The sequence below is a fragment of the Streptomyces sp. NPDC054872 genome (genome assembly GCF_053610705.1).
The window spans coordinates 1-16,888 of sequence record NZ_JBSGYY010000018.1; the positions used below are offsets into that span (position 1 = coordinate 1).

15 protein-coding genes are annotated in these 16,888 nt (G+C 71.4%); 12 read left to right on the top strand and 3 right to left on the bottom strand.

Going from position 1 to position 16,888, the window contains the following annotated elements:
* Positions 1-62: 62 nt before the first annotated feature.
* Positions 63-683, bottom strand: a complete 621-nt coding sequence (locus ACWGIH_RS22605; protein WP_361056899.1) for a lysophospholipid acyltransferase family protein — start codon at positions 681-683, stop codon at positions 63-65.
* A 456-nt stretch (positions 684-1,139) separates the two neighbouring features.
* On the opposite strand from ACWGIH_RS22605, the gene ACWGIH_RS22610 reads away from it, so the two are divergent.
* From ACWGIH_RS22610 to ACWGIH_RS22620, 3 genes are all read left to right on the top strand, one after another.
* Positions 1,140-2,306 carry a glycerophosphodiester phosphodiesterase gene (locus ACWGIH_RS22610; protein WP_453452455.1) on the top strand — a complete coding sequence of 389 codons (1,167 nt, stop codon included), beginning with the start codon at positions 1,140-1,142 and terminating at the stop codon, positions 2,304-2,306.
* 128 nt (positions 2,307-2,434) lie between these two features.
* Positions 2,435-2,950: an RNA polymerase sigma factor gene (locus ACWGIH_RS22615; RefSeq protein WP_453452456.1), complete on the top strand. Its 516-nt coding sequence runs from the start codon at positions 2,435-2,437 to the stop codon at positions 2,948-2,950.
* Between the two features lie 37 nt (positions 2,951-2,987).
* Complete coding sequence (locus ACWGIH_RS22620; RefSeq protein WP_453452457.1) at positions 2,988-3,491, top strand: GNAT family N-acetyltransferase; 504 nt, start codon at positions 2,988-2,990, stop codon at positions 3,489-3,491.
* Here ACWGIH_RS22620 and ACWGIH_RS22625 read toward each other — a convergent pair.
* Positions 3,488-3,931, bottom strand: coding sequence for a hypothetical protein (locus ACWGIH_RS22625; RefSeq protein ID WP_453452458.1), 444 nt, complete (start codon positions 3,929-3,931; stop codon positions 3,488-3,490). The two genes, ACWGIH_RS22620 and ACWGIH_RS22625, sit on opposite strands and share 4 nt — an antisense overlap.
* Position 3,932: 1 nt before the next feature.
* Positions 3,933-4,292 carry a hypothetical protein gene (locus ACWGIH_RS22630; RefSeq protein ID WP_365820967.1) on the bottom strand — a complete coding sequence of 120 codons (360 nt, stop codon included), beginning with the start codon at positions 4,290-4,292 and terminating at the stop codon, positions 3,933-3,935.
* Between the two features lie 92 nt (positions 4,293-4,384).
* On the opposite strand from ACWGIH_RS22630, the gene ACWGIH_RS22635 reads away from it, so the two are divergent.
* From ACWGIH_RS22635 to cobA, 9 genes are all read left to right on the top strand, one after another.
* A complete protein-coding gene (locus tag ACWGIH_RS22635) occupies positions 4,385-5,032 on the top strand; it encodes an HAD family hydrolase (RefSeq protein WP_453452459.1) in 648 nt (215 codons plus the stop codon).
* Between the two features lie 406 nt (positions 5,033-5,438).
* Positions 5,439-6,506: a methionine ABC transporter ATP-binding protein gene (locus ACWGIH_RS22640; RefSeq protein WP_453452460.1), complete on the top strand. Its 1,068-nt coding sequence runs from the start codon at positions 5,439-5,441 to the stop codon at positions 6,504-6,506.
* On the top strand, positions 6,503-7,222 hold the full coding sequence (locus ACWGIH_RS22645) for a methionine ABC transporter permease (RefSeq protein ID WP_190082545.1): 720 nt from the start codon (positions 6,503-6,505) through the stop codon (positions 7,220-7,222). Before ACWGIH_RS22640 ends, ACWGIH_RS22645 begins: the two co-directional genes overlap by 4 nt.
* A 57-nt stretch (positions 7,223-7,279) precedes the next feature.
* Positions 7,280-8,116 (top strand): MetQ/NlpA family ABC transporter substrate-binding protein, encoded by an 837-nt coding sequence (locus ACWGIH_RS22650; protein WP_453452461.1) that lies wholly within the window; start codon positions 7,280-7,282, stop codon positions 8,114-8,116.
* Between the two features lie 2 nt (positions 8,117-8,118).
* Entirely contained in the window at positions 8,119-8,955 is an 837-nt protein-coding gene (locus ACWGIH_RS22655) for a MetQ/NlpA family ABC transporter substrate-binding protein (RefSeq protein ID WP_453452462.1), read from the top strand.
* 135 nt (positions 8,956-9,090) lie between these two features.
* Positions 9,091-9,735: a GNAT family N-acetyltransferase gene (locus ACWGIH_RS22660; RefSeq protein WP_453452463.1), complete on the top strand. Its 645-nt coding sequence runs from the start codon at positions 9,091-9,093 to the stop codon at positions 9,733-9,735.
* A gap of 119 nt (positions 9,736-9,854) precedes the next feature.
* Positions 9,855-11,066 carry a precorrin-6y C5,15-methyltransferase (decarboxylating) subunit CbiE gene (cbiE, locus tag ACWGIH_RS22665; RefSeq protein WP_453452464.1) on the top strand — a complete coding sequence of 404 codons (1,212 nt, stop codon included), beginning with the start codon at positions 9,855-9,857 and terminating at the stop codon, positions 11,064-11,066.
* 353 nt (positions 11,067-11,419) lie between these two features.
* Complete coding sequence (gene cobT, locus ACWGIH_RS22670; RefSeq protein ID WP_453452465.1) at positions 11,420-15,382, top strand: nicotinate-nucleotide--dimethylbenzimidazole phosphoribosyltransferase; 3,963 nt, start codon at positions 11,420-11,422, stop codon at positions 15,380-15,382.
* 195 nt (positions 15,383-15,577) lie between these two features.
* Complete coding sequence (gene cobA / locus ACWGIH_RS22675; RefSeq protein ID WP_453452466.1) at positions 15,578-16,810, top strand: uroporphyrinogen-III C-methyltransferase; 1,233 nt, start codon at positions 15,578-15,580, stop codon at positions 16,808-16,810.
* The last annotated feature ends 78 nt before the right edge of the window (positions 16,811-16,888 follow it).

Here is a 16,888-nt window from a genome sequence, read left to right on the forward strand (position 1 = left end):
CGCCAGGGGCAAGCCCCTGGCGCGGGTGCGGGCACAGGTTTACGCCAACGAGCCTCGCAGGCCTACGCCGCCTTCGCCTTCGTGGCGTACATGTCCACGTACTCCTGACCGGAGAGCTGCATGACCTCCGTCATCACGGAGTCCGTCACGGCGCGCAGCACATAGCGGTCGCGGTCCATGCCCTCGTAGCGCGAGAACTCCATCGGCTCACCGAAGCGCACCGTCACGCGGCCCGGACGCGGAAGGCCCTTGCCGCCCGGCTGGAGCTTGTCCGTGCCGATCATCGCGAAGGGGACGACGGGCGCACCGGTCATGAGGGTCAGCCGGGCGATGCCCGTACGGCCCCGGTACAGGCGGCCGTCGGGGGAGCGGGTGCCTTCGGGGTAGATGCCGAAGAGCTTGCCCTCCTCCAGGACGCGTCGCCCGGTCATCAGCGCGGCGACACCGCCGTGGCCGCCGTCGCGGTCCACGGGGATCATGCCGGAGCCGGTGAAGAACCAGGCCATCAGGCGGCCCTTGAGCCCCTTGCCCGTGACGTACTCGTCCTTGCCGATGAAGTACACCGGACGCGGGCAGACGAGGGGCATGATCATCGAGTCGATGAACGTGAGGTGATTTCCGGCCATGATGACCGGGCCCGTGCCCGGAATGTTCTCGGCGCCTTCCACCCGAGGGCGGAACATCAGACGCAAGATCGGTCCGAGCACAGCCTTGATGAGCGCGAGACGGGACAACGGGCCCTCCGGTGTCAACGGGTCGACGACGAGTATGTGCAGGTGAGGACGATACTCGCGGGTCCCCGCTCACCGCACATCGGGTTCACGCACTGGATACGCAGAGTTGACATGCAGGTGCGTGGTGTAGCCCTCGGACCGCTCTCCCTGTGACGACGTTATCCCTGTGTGCGGCATGTGGCGCGTCCTAGTGGTCCTTGTCACGCGCCGAAGTCACACGCTGCCACGGAGTTCCGAGGCGGTACGCCCCGTACCCGTGCCCACCGAAAGGACCCCATCCCGCACACCAGTCGCCATCCGGCGTCACCCTTACGTTCGGTCCAGGGTCTCCCGTCCGTCACGTGAGGCCACCTACGATCGTGCCGCTTTGTCAGGTGCAAGGCAGTACATCGGGAGGAGCGCTCAATGGCCACACAGAAGTCGGGTCGGTCGGGGTCGGGGGAGCGGAGCCCGGGGCGACGCGCGGTACTGGGAGCGGCGGTCCTCGGGGCGGGCACGGCCGTCGTGGGACTGCCCGGCGTGGCGAGAGCCGACGCCAAGCACGGGCACGGGCCCAAGGACCTGCCGGTGCCCACGGTCGTCGCGCACCGCGGCGCCAGCGGCTACCGGCCCGAGCACACGCTCGGCGCCTACCAGCTCGCCCTCGACATGGGCGCGCACGTCATCGAGCAGGACATCGTGCCCACCAAGGACGGCCATCTCGTATGCCGTCACGAGAACGACATCACCGCGACGACGGACGTCGCCGCGCACCCCGAGTTCGCGTCCCGCAAGACCACCAAGTCCGTGGACGGCACCTCGTACACCGGCTGGTTCACCGAGGACTTCACGCTCGCCGAGCTGAAGACGCTGCGCGCCAAGGAGCGCATCCCCGGCACCCGCCAGCGCAACACCCTCTACGACGGCCGCTGGGACGTGCCCACCCTGGAGGAGGTCTTCCGGTGGGCCGACAAGCAGGGGCGTGAGCGCGGCAAGCGGATCTGGCTGCACATCGAGACCAAGCACCCCACGTACTTCCGCAAGCTGGGCCTCGGCCTTGAGGAGCCGCTCGCCAAGCTGCTTCGCAAGTACGGCCGGCACAAGAAGAGCTCGCCCAACTTCCTGCAGTCCTTCGAGCCCAGCAGCATCCAGCGCCTGAACAAGCTGGTCGACCCGCCGCTCGTGGTGCTCCTGTCCTCCGCGGGCTCGCGCCCCTGGGACTTCGTCGAGGCGGGCGACCCGCGCACCGTCGCCGACCTCATCAAGCCCGAGGGCCTGAAGTGGATGGCGTCGTTCGCACAGGGCATCGGCCCCACGCTCGACCTGATCATCCCGAGGAAGCCGGACGGAAGCCTCGGCACCCCGACCACCCTGGTCGAGGACGCGCACAAGGCGGGCCTGATCCTGCACCCCTACACGATGCGCAACGAGAACACCTTCCTGCCCGCCGACTTCAGGAAGGGCACCGACCCGGCGGCCTACGGCGACGCCTTCGGAGCCTTCAAGGCGTACTTCGAGACGGGCATCGACGGGATCTTCTCCGACAACTGCGACACCGCGCTGCTCGCCCGCGAGGACTTCGTCAACGGCTGACACGCGCGGACGTTCCCGTTGAGCTGCGTCAACAGCTGATCGTCCGGCCCCGGTTGGGGTGACAGACGCCCGCCCCGGCAACCTCCTGCCGGGGCGGCCGCGTCACGCCTTGCATGACTCCGCCCAGCATGACCCACTCGCTCATCCCCACGCTGCGCCCGCTCCTCGCCGCCGAGGCCTCCGCCGCGGCGCACGGCTCCGGCGCCGACCCCGGCGATCTGGAACAGGCCGTCTGGCTGCGCCTGCTGGAACGCATGGACGCCGCCGACCCACCCGCCGACCCGGCCACCTGGCTGCGCGCCGCCGTCGCCTCCGAGGCACGCAGCAGCCGCCGTACGCAGGAGCGCGAGGTGGCGTACGCGGCCGAGCCCGCCGACGACTCCGAGCGCGGACCCGAGCAGCGCGCCCTGCGGGCCGACCGCGACCGCACCCTGCACGCCGCGGTGCGCAAGCTGCCCGGCCGGTGCCCCGGCCTCATGGCGGCGCTGCTGTCCCCCAAGGACCTCACCTACCGCGAGATCGCAGGCGAGTTGGGAATGTCACAGGGCAGCCTGGGGCCTGAACGTTCCCGTTGCCTGGGATGCCTGCGCAGAATGCTCGCGGCGGAGGTTGCAGCTCCTGACCCGCGGGGAATGGAGCGATAGACAACCGGCGGAGCAGGTGAGCGGGAGGCATGCACACATGGGCATGAGCGTGACCATCTCGGAGGCGGGCGGACAGGACGCCGAGAAGATCCTCAAACTGCAGTACCTGTGCTACCAGAGCGAGGCCGAGCTGTACGGCGACCATTCCATCGAGCCGCTCACGCAGTCCCTCGACTCCATCAAGGCCGAACTGACCACCGGGAACGTGCTGGTGGCCCGCCTCGGGGACGAGGTGGTCGCGTCGGTGCGCGGCACGGTCGACGCCGACGGAACGGCACGCATCGAGAAACTCATCGTCCACCCCAGGATGCAGCGCCACGGTCTGGGCGGCCGGCTCCTGGACGCGATCGAGAGGCACCTCGGCACGGGCGGCACCGCCAAGTGCTTCCAGCTCTCCAGCGGCCACCGCAGCGAACAGAATCTCCAGCTCTACCGCAAACACGGCTACACGGCCGTGAACACCCGGCACGTGAACGACCGGCTCACGCTGGTCACGCTCGCCAAGGAGTCGGCCGCCCAGGCGTATGTGGCCAGGGCCTAGCGCCCCGCCCTCCGCGCCTTGTTCAGCCAGAAGATCGCCGTGACCGGGAGGATCACCGGGATGAACAGATAGCCCATCCCGAAGTCCGACCACACTGTGGCGTCGGGGAAGGCGGACGGCTCGACGAGCGTCCACGTCCCCACCGCCAGGACGCCCACCAGCTCGGCGGCGCAGCACACCAGCGCCGCCCTGCGGGCCTTCTCGCCGCCGCGCACGAGCGAGTACGTGATGAAGCCGTAGACGAGACCCGCGAGCGCGGACAGCGTGTACGCGAGCGGGGCCTTGTGGAAGTGCGCCGAGATCTGCACGGCCGAGCGCGACACGGCGCCGACCACCATCACCCCGTACAGCCACACCAGCAGGATGCCGGGGCCGCCGACGAGCTTCTGGCGGGCGGGAGCCTCCTGCCGTCCGGAGTTCTCGGGTTCGGTCACCGTCACCTCAGCCTCCCCAGATGTCGTAGAGCCGTACCTGGAGCACGGCGAGGACCACGCCGCCCGCGGCGACCGTGATGGAGCCCCAGCGGGTGCGCTCGGCCAGGGACATGAAGCCCGCCGCCGGGATGCAGGCGAAGGAACCGATCAGATACGCGATGAAGATCGTCATGCCCTGCTCGGGCTTCTCGCCCCGGGCCAGCTGGACGATGCCGACGATCAGCTGGACCGTGGCCAGGAAGGTCACCACGCCCATGCCGATGAAGTGCCAGTCCTTGGTCGGCTGGTCCCGGTAGGCGGCGAAGCCGCACCACGCGGCGAGCGCGAGCGCGGCCACGGCGGTCGCGATCGTCAGGGCAACAAGCATGCCGTGACTTTATTACGGGCCCCTTGCCCCGATGCGCGCACCCCTGAGGCCCCATCCGCGTACCCCGGGGGTGCCCCGTACGCTCGGACATCATGAAGATCCACGCTGAAGCGCTCCTGTTCGACAACGACGGCACCCTCATCTCCTCGATGGAGTCGGTGTACCGCTGCTGGACGCGTCTGGCGCAGGAGTACGGGATCACCGCCGAGGAATTCGCCCGGGTCGAGCTGCACGGCCGCCCCGCCGCCGAGATCATCGCCGACATGCTGCCCGCCGAGCGCGTGGCCGAGGCCGTCGCCCGGATCGAGGAGCTCGAGGTCGCGGACGTCGCGGGCGGCGTCGTGCTGCTGCCCGGCACCCGTGAGCTGCTCGCATCCCTGCCCCCCGAGCGCTGGGCCGTCGTCACCTCCGCCGGTCGGCGCCTCGCGGAGGCACGGCTCGCGGAGGTCGGCATCGACGCCGAGCTGGTGATCGCCGCCGACGACATCACGCGCGGCAAGCCCGACCCGGAGCCCTTCCTGCTCGCGGCCGCGAAACTGGGCGTCGACCCGGCGCGCTGCGTGGTCTTCGAGGACGCGCCCGCGGGCCTCACGGCGGGACGCGCGGCCGGCATGACCACCGTGGCGTTGGCCACAACACACACCGCCGGCGAGCTCACCGCCGATGTGGTCGTGAAGGACCTCTCGGCCGTGTCCGCACAGGCCACCGAGGGCGGCGTGGAGATCACCGCCGCGAGCTGAGCAGCCACTCCCGACGTCCGCGCCTGTCCACGAGCTGTCCGTATACCGGACAGCCGTGGCGGTGCGTGACCGCACGCGTGTTTTACTGGTCCACATGACCACGACGAGCAGCCGCACCCCTGCGACCGAGGCGATCACGACGCCCGGTGCTCGTTGTATGTGTCGAATGTGCGCCTTCTGAGGGCCCCCGCACCACCCCTGAGCATCGCGCCCCGAAGCGAAGCCGCTGTGCCGCGCCCCTGTGCCACGTACGCCTTATCGGCGGACGAGACGTAGGAAGCGAGCCTGCCCCGCGCACACCTCCTCCGGTTCCTTTCGCCACCGCGAGAAACCGTGCCGCGTTCCCCACGAATGCCCCGTGCCCGGCGAAAACCGCGCCGCGCACTCGACAGTGACGGAAACCCCTGTGATCACCACTTCCGGCCTCACCAAGGTCTACCGCTCACGCGGTCGTGAAGTAACTGCCCTCGACGGCGTCGATCTGCATGTCCGCGAAGGCGAGGTGTACGGCGTCATCGGCCAGTCCGGCGCCGGCAAATCCTCGCTGATCCGCTGCGTGAACCTCCTGGAGCGCCCCACCGCCGGCACCGTCAGCGTCGCCGGCCAGGACCTCACCGCCCTCGCGGGGCGCGGCAGCCGCGCGAGCAAGGACCTGCGCCGGGCGCGCAGCCGCATCGGCATGGTCTTCCAGCACTTCAACCTGCTGTCCTCGCGCACCGTCAAGGACAACATCGAGCTCCCCCTGGAGATCCTCGGTCTCAGCGGCGCCGAACGCTCCCGCAAGGCCCTCGAACTCCTCGACCTGGTCGGCCTCGCCGACAAGGCGAAGTCCTACCCGGCGCAGCTCTCCGGCGGCCAGAAGCAGCGCGTCGGCATCGCCCGCGCGCTCGCCGGCGACCCGAAGGTGCTGCTCTCCGACGAGGCGACCAGCGCCCTCGACCCGGAGACCACCCGCTCCATCCTGGGGCTCCTGCGTGACCTCAACCAGCAGCTCGGCCTGACCGTCCTGCTGATCACGCACGAGATGGACGTCGTCAAGAGCGTCTGCGACTCCGCCGCCCTCATGGAGAACGGGCGGATCGTCGAGTCCGGCACCGTCACCGAGCTGCTCGCGACGCCCGGCTCCGAGCTGGCCGCCGCGCTCTTCCCGGTCAGCGGCGCCGCCACGGGCGACAACCGCACCGTCGTCGACGTGACCTTCCACGGCGAGGCCGCGACCCAGCCGGTCATCTCGCAGCTGTCGCGCACGTACAACATCGACATCTCGATCCTCGGCGCCGCGATGGACACCGTCGCGGGCAAGCAGGTCGGCCGTATGCGCATCGAGCTGCCCGGGCGCTTCGAGGAGAACGTCGTGCCGATCGGCTTCCTGCGCGAGCAGGGACTGCAGGTCGACGTCGCGGACACCGCGGGCGAGGACCCCGCGACCACGCCGAAGGACAGCACGCTGCTGGTCAAGGAAGGTGCCAAGTGACCTGGTCGGAGATGCAGCCCCTGCTGGAGCAGGCCTGTTGGGACACCCTCTACATGGTCGGCTGGTCGACGCTGATAGCCGTCGTCGCCGGACTTCCCCTCGGCATCCTGCTGGTCCTCACCGACCGCGGCGGGCTGCTGCAGAACACGGTCCTGAACAAGCTCATCGGGCAGATCGTGAACATCGCGCGCTCGATGCCCTTCATCATCCTCATGGTCGCCCTGATGGGCTTCACGCGCTGGATCACGGGCACGACGATCGGCCGGGAGGCCGCCATCGTGCCGCTCGCGATCGGCGCGACGCCGTTCTTCGCGCGGCTCGTGGAGACCGCGGTGCGCGAGGTCGACGGCGGCCTCGTCGAGGCCGTGCAGTCGATGGGCGGCAACACCTGGACCGTCGTACGCAAGGTCCTCGTGCCGGAGTCGCTGCCCTCGCTGATATCCAGCACCACCACGACGATCGTCACGATCATCGGCTACTCGGCCATCACCGGCGCCGTCGGCGCGGGCGGCCTCGGCGACATCGCCATCCGCTACGGCTACCAGCGCTTCGAGACCGAGCTGATGTGGATCACCGTCGGCGTCCTCGCCGTCGTCATCTCGATCATCCAGTTCGCGGGCGACTACGCGGCCCGCAGGCTGCACCGGCGCGGCGGCCACTCGGGCGCCGCACCGCGCCTGCGCTTCCTCAAGCTCGCGCCGTCGAAGGCTTCCTGAAACTCACCCCGCACACCCCATCGCGGGGCGTACCACCCATGGAGAAAGGCACTTTTCGTGCGTAACACCGCCAAGATCACCACCGCTGTCCTCGCCACCGGAGCCCTCACCCTCGGGCTCTCCGCCTGCGGCTCCGACAAGGGCTCCGCCGCGGGCGACAAGGACGGCCCGCTCATCGTCGCCGCCACCCCCACGCCGCAGGGCGAGATCCTCGACTACGTCAAGAAGAACCTGGCGAAGAAGGCCGGACTCGACCTCGACGTGCGGGAGTTCACCGACTACGTCACGCCGAACACCGCCGTGGAGCAGGGCGAGGTCTTCGCCAACTACTTCCAGCACAAGCCGTACCTGGACGACTTCAACAAGAAGAACGGCACGGACATCGTGCCCGTCCCGAACGCGACGGTGCACCTGGAGCCGCTCGGCGTCTACTCCAAGAGCGTCAAGAAGCTCGACGACCTGAAGAAGGGCGCCACGGTCGCCCTGCCGAACGACACCACCAACGAGGCCCGCGCGCTCAAGCTCCTGGCCGAGAACGGCCTGATCGAGCTCAAGAAGGGCGTCGGCTACGAGGCCACCCCCAAGGACGTCTCGAAGAACCCGAAGAACCTCAAGTTCAAGGAGATCGAGGCCGCCCAGGTGCCCCGCTCCCTCGGTGACGTCGACGCCGCGGTGATCAACGGCAACTACGCCCTCGAGGCCAAGCTCAGCCCGGCCAAGGACGCCCTCGTCGCCGAGCCCGCCAAGGGCAACCCCTACGGCAACTTCCTCGCCGTGAAGAAGGGCGACGAGAACGACCCGCGCGTGAAGAAGCTCGCCAAGCTCCTCACCTCGCCCGAGGTCAAGAAGTTCATCGACGACAAGTACGACGGTGCCGTCGTCGCGGCGTTCTGATCATGCGCAGGCACGTCCCCCGCAGGCACGTCACGGCCGCCGTCACCGGCGCGCTCGCCCTCACGCTCGGTCTGAGCGCGTGCGGCGGTGATTCCGGGTCCGGAGGCGGCGACACGCTCACTGTCGGCGCCACCCCGACCCCGGCCGGCGAAGTCCTCACGTACATCAAGCAGAACCTCGCGGAGAAGAAGGGACTCGACCTCCGGATCACGGAGTTCACGGACTACGTCACGCCGAACACCGCGCTCCAGGAAGGCTCCCTCGACGCCAACCTCTACCAGCACACCCCGTACCTCGAGGACTTCAACAAGTCCAAGAAGACGGAGCTCACGCCGGTGACCGAGGTCTATCTGCCGCCGATGGGGGTGTACGCGAAGAAGGCCGAGGACGTCACCGAGCTGCCCGCCGGTGCGACCGTCGCCATTCCCAACGACACCACCAACGAAGGCAGGGCGCTCCAACTCCTCGCCTCCAAGGGCGTCATCGGGCTCAAGAAGGGGGCCGGTTCGACCGCCACCCCCGAGGACATCACGTCCAACCCGAAGAAGCTCACCGTCAAGCCGCTGGAACCCGCCCAGCTGCCCCGCTCCCTGGAAGACGTCGAAGCCGCGGTCATCAACAACAACTACGCGCTCGACGCCGGACTCAGCCCCAAGAAGGACGCCATCCTTCTCGAGTCGTCCAAGGACAACCCGTACAACAACGTGCTCGCCGTCAAGAAGGGCGACGAGGACGACCCCAGGGTCGAGAAGCTGGCCCAACTGCTCACCTCACCCGAGGTGAAGCAGTTCATCAAGGACAAGTACAAGGGCTCCGTCCTGCCCGTCGAAACGAGCTGACGCACAGTCCGTTTCCGCGCCCACCACGGGGTCCGCTCCTGACGAAGGAGCGGACCCCGTGGTGCGTTTGCGCGTCGACATGCTGCATGCTGGGCTCTTCAGCAGGCCCGAGGGTTCCAGGTTACGGAGCAGCGCATGACTACCACCTTCCCTGATATCTCCATCAGCACGGAGCGGTTGGTGCTGCGCCCGTTCGAGGACGCCGACGTCTCCGCGTACGCGGAGATGATGAACGACGAGATGGTCACCGCCTGGACCTCCGCCCCCCAGCCCTACACCGAGGACGACGCCCGCGACTGGATCACCCGCGTCGCACCCGCCGAGCGCACCGAGGGCCGCGGCATCGCCCTCGCCGTCACGGAGTTCCTCACCCAGCGCCTGGTCGGCGTCGTGCAACTGCGCGACACCGACTGGCGCGTACGCTCCAGCGAACTCAGTTACGTCGTCGCCCCCTGGGCCCGCGGCGAGGGCTACGCGTCGGAGGCGGCGCTCGCCACCGCCCAGTGGCTCTTCGGCGACCAGGCCTTCGAGCGCATCGAGCTGCGCACCGCCGCCGACAACACCGCGGCGCAGCAGGTCGCGCAGAAGATCGGCTGCATCAGCGAGGGGGTCCTGCGGGGCGCCTGGATAGCGCGTACGCGCAACGGCGGGGACCCGTTCGGCGGCTGGATCGAGGTCCGCACCGACCTCATCGTGTGGAGCCTGCTCCCCGAGGATCTGGAAGGAGTCGGCGAGCAGCTCGCCGACAGCGGCTTCACGGCTTTCTCCGACTGGAACTGACCCCACAAGCACCTCAGGGCCCCACCAGGTACGCTCGCCCCTGGCCGCACGCGGTTGCCCCCTACATGCGACACCCGGCCTCTCAAGACGATCCGCGAGAAACCAGGAGACAGACGACGATGGCCGACCGCGTCACGGTGATCGGCTGGGACGGTTCGCCGCTGACCGCCGCGGCGCGCTCGGCGCTCGGCGCCGCCACACTCGTCGCGGGCGCCGCCCACCACCTCGCGCTCACCGCGGTCCCGCCGACCGCGGAACGGATCCGCCTGGGCAGCGTGAGCCTGGCCGCCCGCCGCATCGCCGCCCACCGCGGCACCGCCGTCGTCCTCGCCGACGGCGACCCCGGGTTCTTCGGCGTCGTACGCACGCTGCGCGCCCCGGAATTCGGCCTCGAAGTCGAAGTGGTGCCCGCCGTCTCCTCCGTCGCGCAGGCCTTCGCCCGCGCCGGGATGCCCTGGGACGACGCCGAGGTCGTGGTCGCCCACCCCCGCACGCTGCGCCGCGCGGTGAACGTCTGCCGTGCGCACTCCAAGGTCGCCGTCCTCACCTCGCCCGGCGCGGGCCCGGCCGAGCTCGGCCTGCTCCTCCAGGGCGTGCACCGCACCTTCGTGATCTGCGAGGAGCTCGGCACCGAGCGCGAACAGGTCACCGTCCTGACCTCGGACAAGGCCGCCGACCACACCTGGCGCGACCCGAACGTCGTCATCGTCGTCGGCGGCCCGGCCGCCGCGTCCGACACCGGCTGGATCGCCGGCCGTGACCCGGGCACCCCGCGCGGCTGGGCGCTGCCCGCCCCCGCCTACGGCGGCGACGCCCAGCTCGGCGAGGGCGAGAGCGACCGGCTGCGGGCCGTCCAACTCGCCCGCATCGGCCCGCGCGTGGGCGACCTGGTCTGGGACATCGGCTGCGGCAGCGGCGCCTTCGCCGTGGAGGCGGCACGTTTCGGCGCCGCCGTCATCGCCGTCGACGCCGACCCCGACGCCTGCGCCCGCACCACGGCGGTCGCCCGCCACTTCGGCGTACAGCCGCAGATCCTGCACGGCACCGCGCCGTACGTACTCGAAGACCTGCCCGAGCCCGACGTCGTACGGATCGGGGGCGGGGGAGCCGAAGTGGTCTCCGCCGTCGCCGACCGCCGCCCGGCCCGCATCGTGACGCACGCGTCGACCCGGGACGCCGCCGAACTCATCGGCAGGGGCCTGACGGAGCACGGATACACCGTCGAATGCGCACTGCTCCAGTCCGTCGAACTCGACACGCGCGCGTGGACCGAGAGGGAGCGGACCGTCGTCTTCGTGCTCTCCGGACAGTTGCCCGATCGCGCCCCGTGACCCTGCTGCCGCACGGTGCGGGGTAGGCTGGCCGATCGTTGTACCGCACCGAGTGTCCGGCAAATAGTTGGTCAATGTCCGGAAAGCTCGCCCGTTTTGGGGGGTGTGTGGTACGGCAGGACCGGAGGGCGCGCAACGTGGCGCAGCCCACAGTGGGCCGTTGCGGATCAAGGTGCCGCGGTGGCAGCCCGACCGGGACAATGCCTGTTGTCCGTACGCGGTTCGTGCCGCGTGGCGCGCACGCTCGTTGAGATTGACGGGCGGTTGGTGCGCCGCTCCGGGCAATGGGGCTTCCCCGGCCGACGGCTGAGGGGCGGTCGAAGAAGCACTAACCGATGGGCGAGGGGTTACGCATGACCGACACCGGCCAGGTCCCGGGCGAGGGACTGCCGGAGAACGCAGGCATGGTGGAGCAGCCGGGCGTCCCCGCCCCGGGCGCGTACACCTACCTCGACCCCTCCGAGAGTCCCGCCGAGAGCGTCGCCCCCGCAGACGATGACGACCTGCTGTTGATGCCGGGTGCCCAGGGCGCCTGGAGCGAGCCGCAGTCGGCGGTCGGTCAGCACGGCATGGGGCAGCCTGCGGGCGAGCCGCAGGCGAACCAGTACGCCGCCGGTCAGCCCGCGGGCGGAGGCCCTGTGGCCGACCCCTCCATGGCGGCCCAGGTCATGGCCGGCCCGTCCGCCGACGGCCGGCACGCGGCCGGTCAGGCGCCGGGAGAGCAGCCGGTGGGCGAGTCGTCGACCGGAGGCCTGCCGATGGAGGGCGCGCCCCATGGCGGCCAGCACGCGGCGGCTCCGCAGGCGTTCGCCCAGCAGTCGGTCGGGCAGCCGCAGGCCACGCACCAGCCGGGCCCGCACGAGACGGCCGGCCGGGACAGCGGCTCGGTCGACCTGAACGGCGTCCAGTTGCCCGGTGCTCACACTCCCGCGCCCGCCTCGCACCCCGGCCCCTCCCGCCGCCCCCTCCACCGGGGGCCGTCGGGCCCCGCCGTGCCCGACGGTTCGGGCAGCCCCGTACGCTCCCTCGCCGACCGCGGCCCGGCCGGTGCGCCGCAGCACGCCGCACCGGTGCGGCACGCGGGGCCGCCCACCGTGGGCCCCGAGTACCTCGACATTCCGCGTGACGAGGAAGGGATGCCCAGAGGGACGCGGCTCGGTGAGAACGTGCCGCAGGGCGCGACGCCGTGGACGCCGCAGCCTCAGCACTCCCAGCCTTCGCAGCCGTCGCAGCACGCGCAGGCCGCGCAGTCCCCTCAGCCCTCGCAGTCCCCTCAGCCCTCGCAGTCCGCTCAGCCCGTCGCACCAGCAGAAACGGTCGTCCCGGACGCCACTCCTGTCACAGGGGAAACGCAGGACACACAGAACGCACATGACGCACAGGCCACAGTGGACGCACCCGCACCCGCACCCGAGGCCCCGCAGCCCGTGGATGCCGCCGAACTGCCCCAGCCCGTGGTGACCGACCCCGCGGTCCCGGCCGCCGCCGAGACACCCGCGACGGCCTTCCCGCAGGCCGCGGAGGCCGCCGACCCCGCGATCGCGCAAGGCACCGAGGCCGACGCCCACTTCGCGCACGCCGCCGCCGAAGCAGGGCAGCCCGCCTTCGCGATGGACGCCGAGCAGCCGTCCGCCGCGCAGCCGTTCACCGAGGACCCGTCCGCGCCCGCCCCGGAAGCAAGCCAGGAACCCGCGCTCGCGCAGGGCTCAGGCCAGCCGCAGTTCGCCATGGCGGGCGCGCAGCCCTGGTCGGACGCGCCGCTCGCCGGCGCCGGGCCCGCGGCCCATGGCCCGCACGTCCACCAGGCTCAGCACCCCCAGCAGGTCCAGCAGTACACCGAGGTTCCCGTGGGGCAGGCGCCGCAGGCCGATGAGCTGCCGGGTGGCCCGAACCAGCACTTCGCGGACCCCCAGGCGCCCGCTCCCCTCGGCCAGTTCGTGCCGGTCGAGGGCTCGGTGCCGACCACGCCCCACCTGGCGCCGACGCCTCCGCACGCCCTGTCCGTACCCTCCGAGCATTTCGAGGTCCCGCAGCCCGTCGCCCCCGAGGCGCAGGCGGAGCTCGCCGAGGCAGAGGTCCCCGCGCCGGGAGCCGACGCTCAGGAGCCCTCGGCCACGGCTGAGGTCCCCGAAGCCCACGCCGCCCAGGAGCAGTCGGCGCCCGTCGAGGCAGAAGCGCCCGTCGCGGCAGTCGGGACCGACGAAGCAGTTGAGCCCGTCGAAGCCGCCGGTACTCCCGAGACCGCCGAGGCCGTCGAGCCCGTGGTTTCGCAGCCCGCGGCCACCGTGCCCGCGCCGCGTGACGGAGGAGAGCCCGCCGTGGCCCCGACCCCGGAGGCGGCGGAGGAACCCGTGGCCATGGCGTCCGAACCCGCGGAGGCGGCTGCCGAAGCCGCGCCCCTGGAAGTGGTCGAGGCACCCGTCGAAGCGGAGGGAGCGCCGGCGGCCGAGGCCCCCGAGCCCCTGCTCATCGTCGAGGCCGGGCCCGCCGAGGTGACCGAAGCCGCCGAGCAGGTGGCAGCCGAGGCCGGGGACGCCCCCGCTGAGCCGGTCCAGCAGCCGGAGCCCGTCCAGCAGCCGCAGACGCCCGCAGCGCCCGCGTACGACGACGCCGAGCGCGAGGCCGTCCTGCGCGTGATGCGCGAGCGCCGCGACATCCGCAACGGCTTCCGCAGCGACGCCATCCCGCACGAGGTGCTGCTCCGCGTCTTGGAGGCGGCCCACACGGCGCCCTCCGTGGGCCACTCCCAGCCCTGGGACTTCGTCGTCATCCGCTCGGCCGAGACCCGGCGCACCATGCACGAGCTGGCCATGCGCCAGAAGGACGCGTACGCCAAGTCGCTCCCCAAGGGCCGCGCCAAGCAGTTCAAGGAACTGAAGATCGAGGCGATCCTCGACACCCCGGTGAACATCGTCGTCACCGCGGACCCGACCCGCGGCGGCCGCCACACCCTCGGCCGCCACACGCAGCCGCAGATGGCGCCGTACTCCTCGGCCCTCGCCGTCGAGAACCTCTGGCTCGCGGCGCGCGCCGAGGGCCTCGGCGTCGGCTGGGTCAGCTTCTTCGACGAGCGTGAGATGGTCAGGACCCTCGGCCTGCCCGAGCACCTCGAAGTGGTGGCCTATCTCTGTGTCGGATACGTCGACGAGTTCCCCGAGGAGCCCGAGCTGATGCAGGCAGGCTGGTCCAAGCGCCGCCCGCTCTCCTGGGTGGTCCACGAGGAGACGTACGGCCGCCGTGCCCTGCCCGGCGAGGACCCGCACGACCTGCTCGCCGAGACCGTCTCCAACATCCGCCCGCTGGACGCGAAGGCGCTCGGCGAGGCGTGGGAGCGGCAGAAGCGGATGACGAAGCCGCCGGGCGCGCTCGGCATGCTGGAGATCATCTCCGCGCAGCTCTCGGGCCTCTCCCGGCAGTGCCCGCCGCCGATCCCGGAGCCCGCGGCCGTCGCGATCTTCGCCGGCGACCACGGCGTGCACGCCCAGGGCGTCACCGCCTGGCCCCAGGAGGTGACCGCGCAGATGGTCGCCAACTTCCTCGGCGGCGGCGCCGTCTGCAACGCCTTCGCCAACCAGGTGGGCGCCGAGGTCTGCGTCATCGACGTGGGTGTGGCGAGTGAACTCCCGGCCACCCCCGGCCTGTTGCCCCGCAAGATTCGCGCGGGCACGGCGGACATGACCACCGGCCCGGCCCTGAGCCGCGAGGAGGTCAAGGCCGCCGTCGAGGTGGGCATCGAGACCGCCCGCGACCTGGTGGCGGCGGGCAACAAGGCCCTGCTCACCGGCGAGATGGGCATCGCGAACACCACGGCGTCCGCGGCCCTCATCTCCGTCTACACGGACACCGACCCGGGCGAGGTGACCGGCCGCGGCACCGGCATCAACGACGAGATGCACAGCCGCAAGGTCGACGTCGTGCGTCGCGCGCTGGAACTGCACCAGCCCGACCCGGCCGACCCGATCGGCGTCCTCGCGGCGATCGGCGGCCTGGAGCACGCGGCGATGGTGGGGCTCCTCCTGGGCGGCGCCTCCCTCCGTACGCCGGTGATCCTGGACGGCGTGAGCGCGGGCGCGGCGGCCCTGGTCGCCCGCGCCATCGCCCCCGAGGTCCTCGCGGCGTGCATCGCGGGCCACCGCAGCGCGGAGCCCGGTCATGTGGCGGCCCTCAACAAGCTGGGCCTGCGCCCCTTGGTCGACCTCGATCTCCGCCTCGGCGAGGGCACAGGCGCCCTCCTGGCCCTCCCTGTGGTGCAGAGCGCGGCGCGCGCGATGCACGAGGTGGCCACGTTCGACTCGGCAGGCGTGACCGAGAAGTAGCCGCACACGAGGCTCCGGGGCGACGCCCCACCGGCGGAGCCGCACAGTGAGACAGCCGGGCCGGGGCGGGGCTGGGGGAGAGACCCCGCCCCGCCCCAGCCATACTGAACCCGCACGTCACAGCAGCAACGCAGCCGCCCCACCGTCGTAGCGGCACCCGCAAAGCCCCGCGCCCCGCACGAGGAGCCTCCCGCCATGGCCGAAAGCCCCGCCTACCCCGTAGGCCTCCGCCTCACCGCCCGCCGCACGGTCGTGCTCGGCGGCGGCCAGGTGGCCCAGCGCCGCCTGCCCGCCCTCATCGCGGCGGGCGCCGACATCCTCCTCGTGTCGCCGACGGCGACGCCCTCGGTGGAGGCGATGGCGGACGCGGGGGAGATCACCTGGGAGCGCCGGCGGTACGAGGCCGGCGACCTAAAGGACGCCTGGTACGCCCTCATCGCCACCAGCGACAGCGAGGCCAACACGGCGGCCTCCGCGGAAGCCGAGGCCCAGCGTGTCTGGTGCGTCCGCTCGGACGACGCCGACGCCGCCACCGCCCTGACACCGGCGACCGGCCGCTCCGAAGGCGTCACGGTCGCCGTCCTCACCACGGACATCCACGGCCGTGACCCCCGCCGCACCGCGGCGATCCGCGACGCGGTCGTCGAGGGCCTGCGTGACGGCACCCTCGTGGCGCCCCACTACCGCACCCGTACCCCCGGTGTATCCCTCGTCGGCGGCGGCCCCGGCGACCCGGACCTCATCACGGTCCGCGGCCGGCGCCTCCTCGCCGAGGCGGACGTGGTCATCGCCGACCGGCTCGGGCCCCGCGACCTGCTCGACGAACTCCCGCCGCACGTCGAGGTGATCGACGCCGCGAAGATCCCGTACGGGCGCTACATGGCCCAGGAGGCCATCAACAACGCCCTCATCGAGCACGCGAAGCAGGGCAAGTCGGTGGTCCGCCTCAAGGGCGGTGACCCCTTCGTCTTCGGGCGCGGCATGGAAGAGGCCCAGGCGCTGGCCGAAGCGGGCATCCCCTGCACCGTGGTGCCCGGCATCTCCAGCTCGATCTCCGTGCCCGGCGCGGCGGGCATCCCCGTCACACACCGCGGGGTCGCCCACGAGTTCACGGTGGTCAGCGGCCACGTGGCCCCGGACGACGAGCGTTCCCTGGTCGACTGGCCGTCCCTCGCCAAGCTGCGCGGCACCCTGGTGATCCTGATGGGCGTGGACAAGATCGGCAGGATCGCGGCGACGCTGACCGCGCACGGCCGGTCGCCCGAGACCCCCGTCGCCCTGATCCAGGAAGGCACCACCGCGGCCCAGCGCCGCGTGGACGCCACCCTCTCCACCGTCGCCGCCGAGGTCACCGCCCACGAGGTGAAGCCCCCGGCCGTCATCGTCATCGGCGACGTGGTGAACGTGGGGCCGGGCAGCCCCGCGTGATCGCCGTCACCGCTCCCGCGTAACCACCGGTAACCCAACCCGCTCCCAGGCGTTGGCACCACACCCAGGACAAGGCAG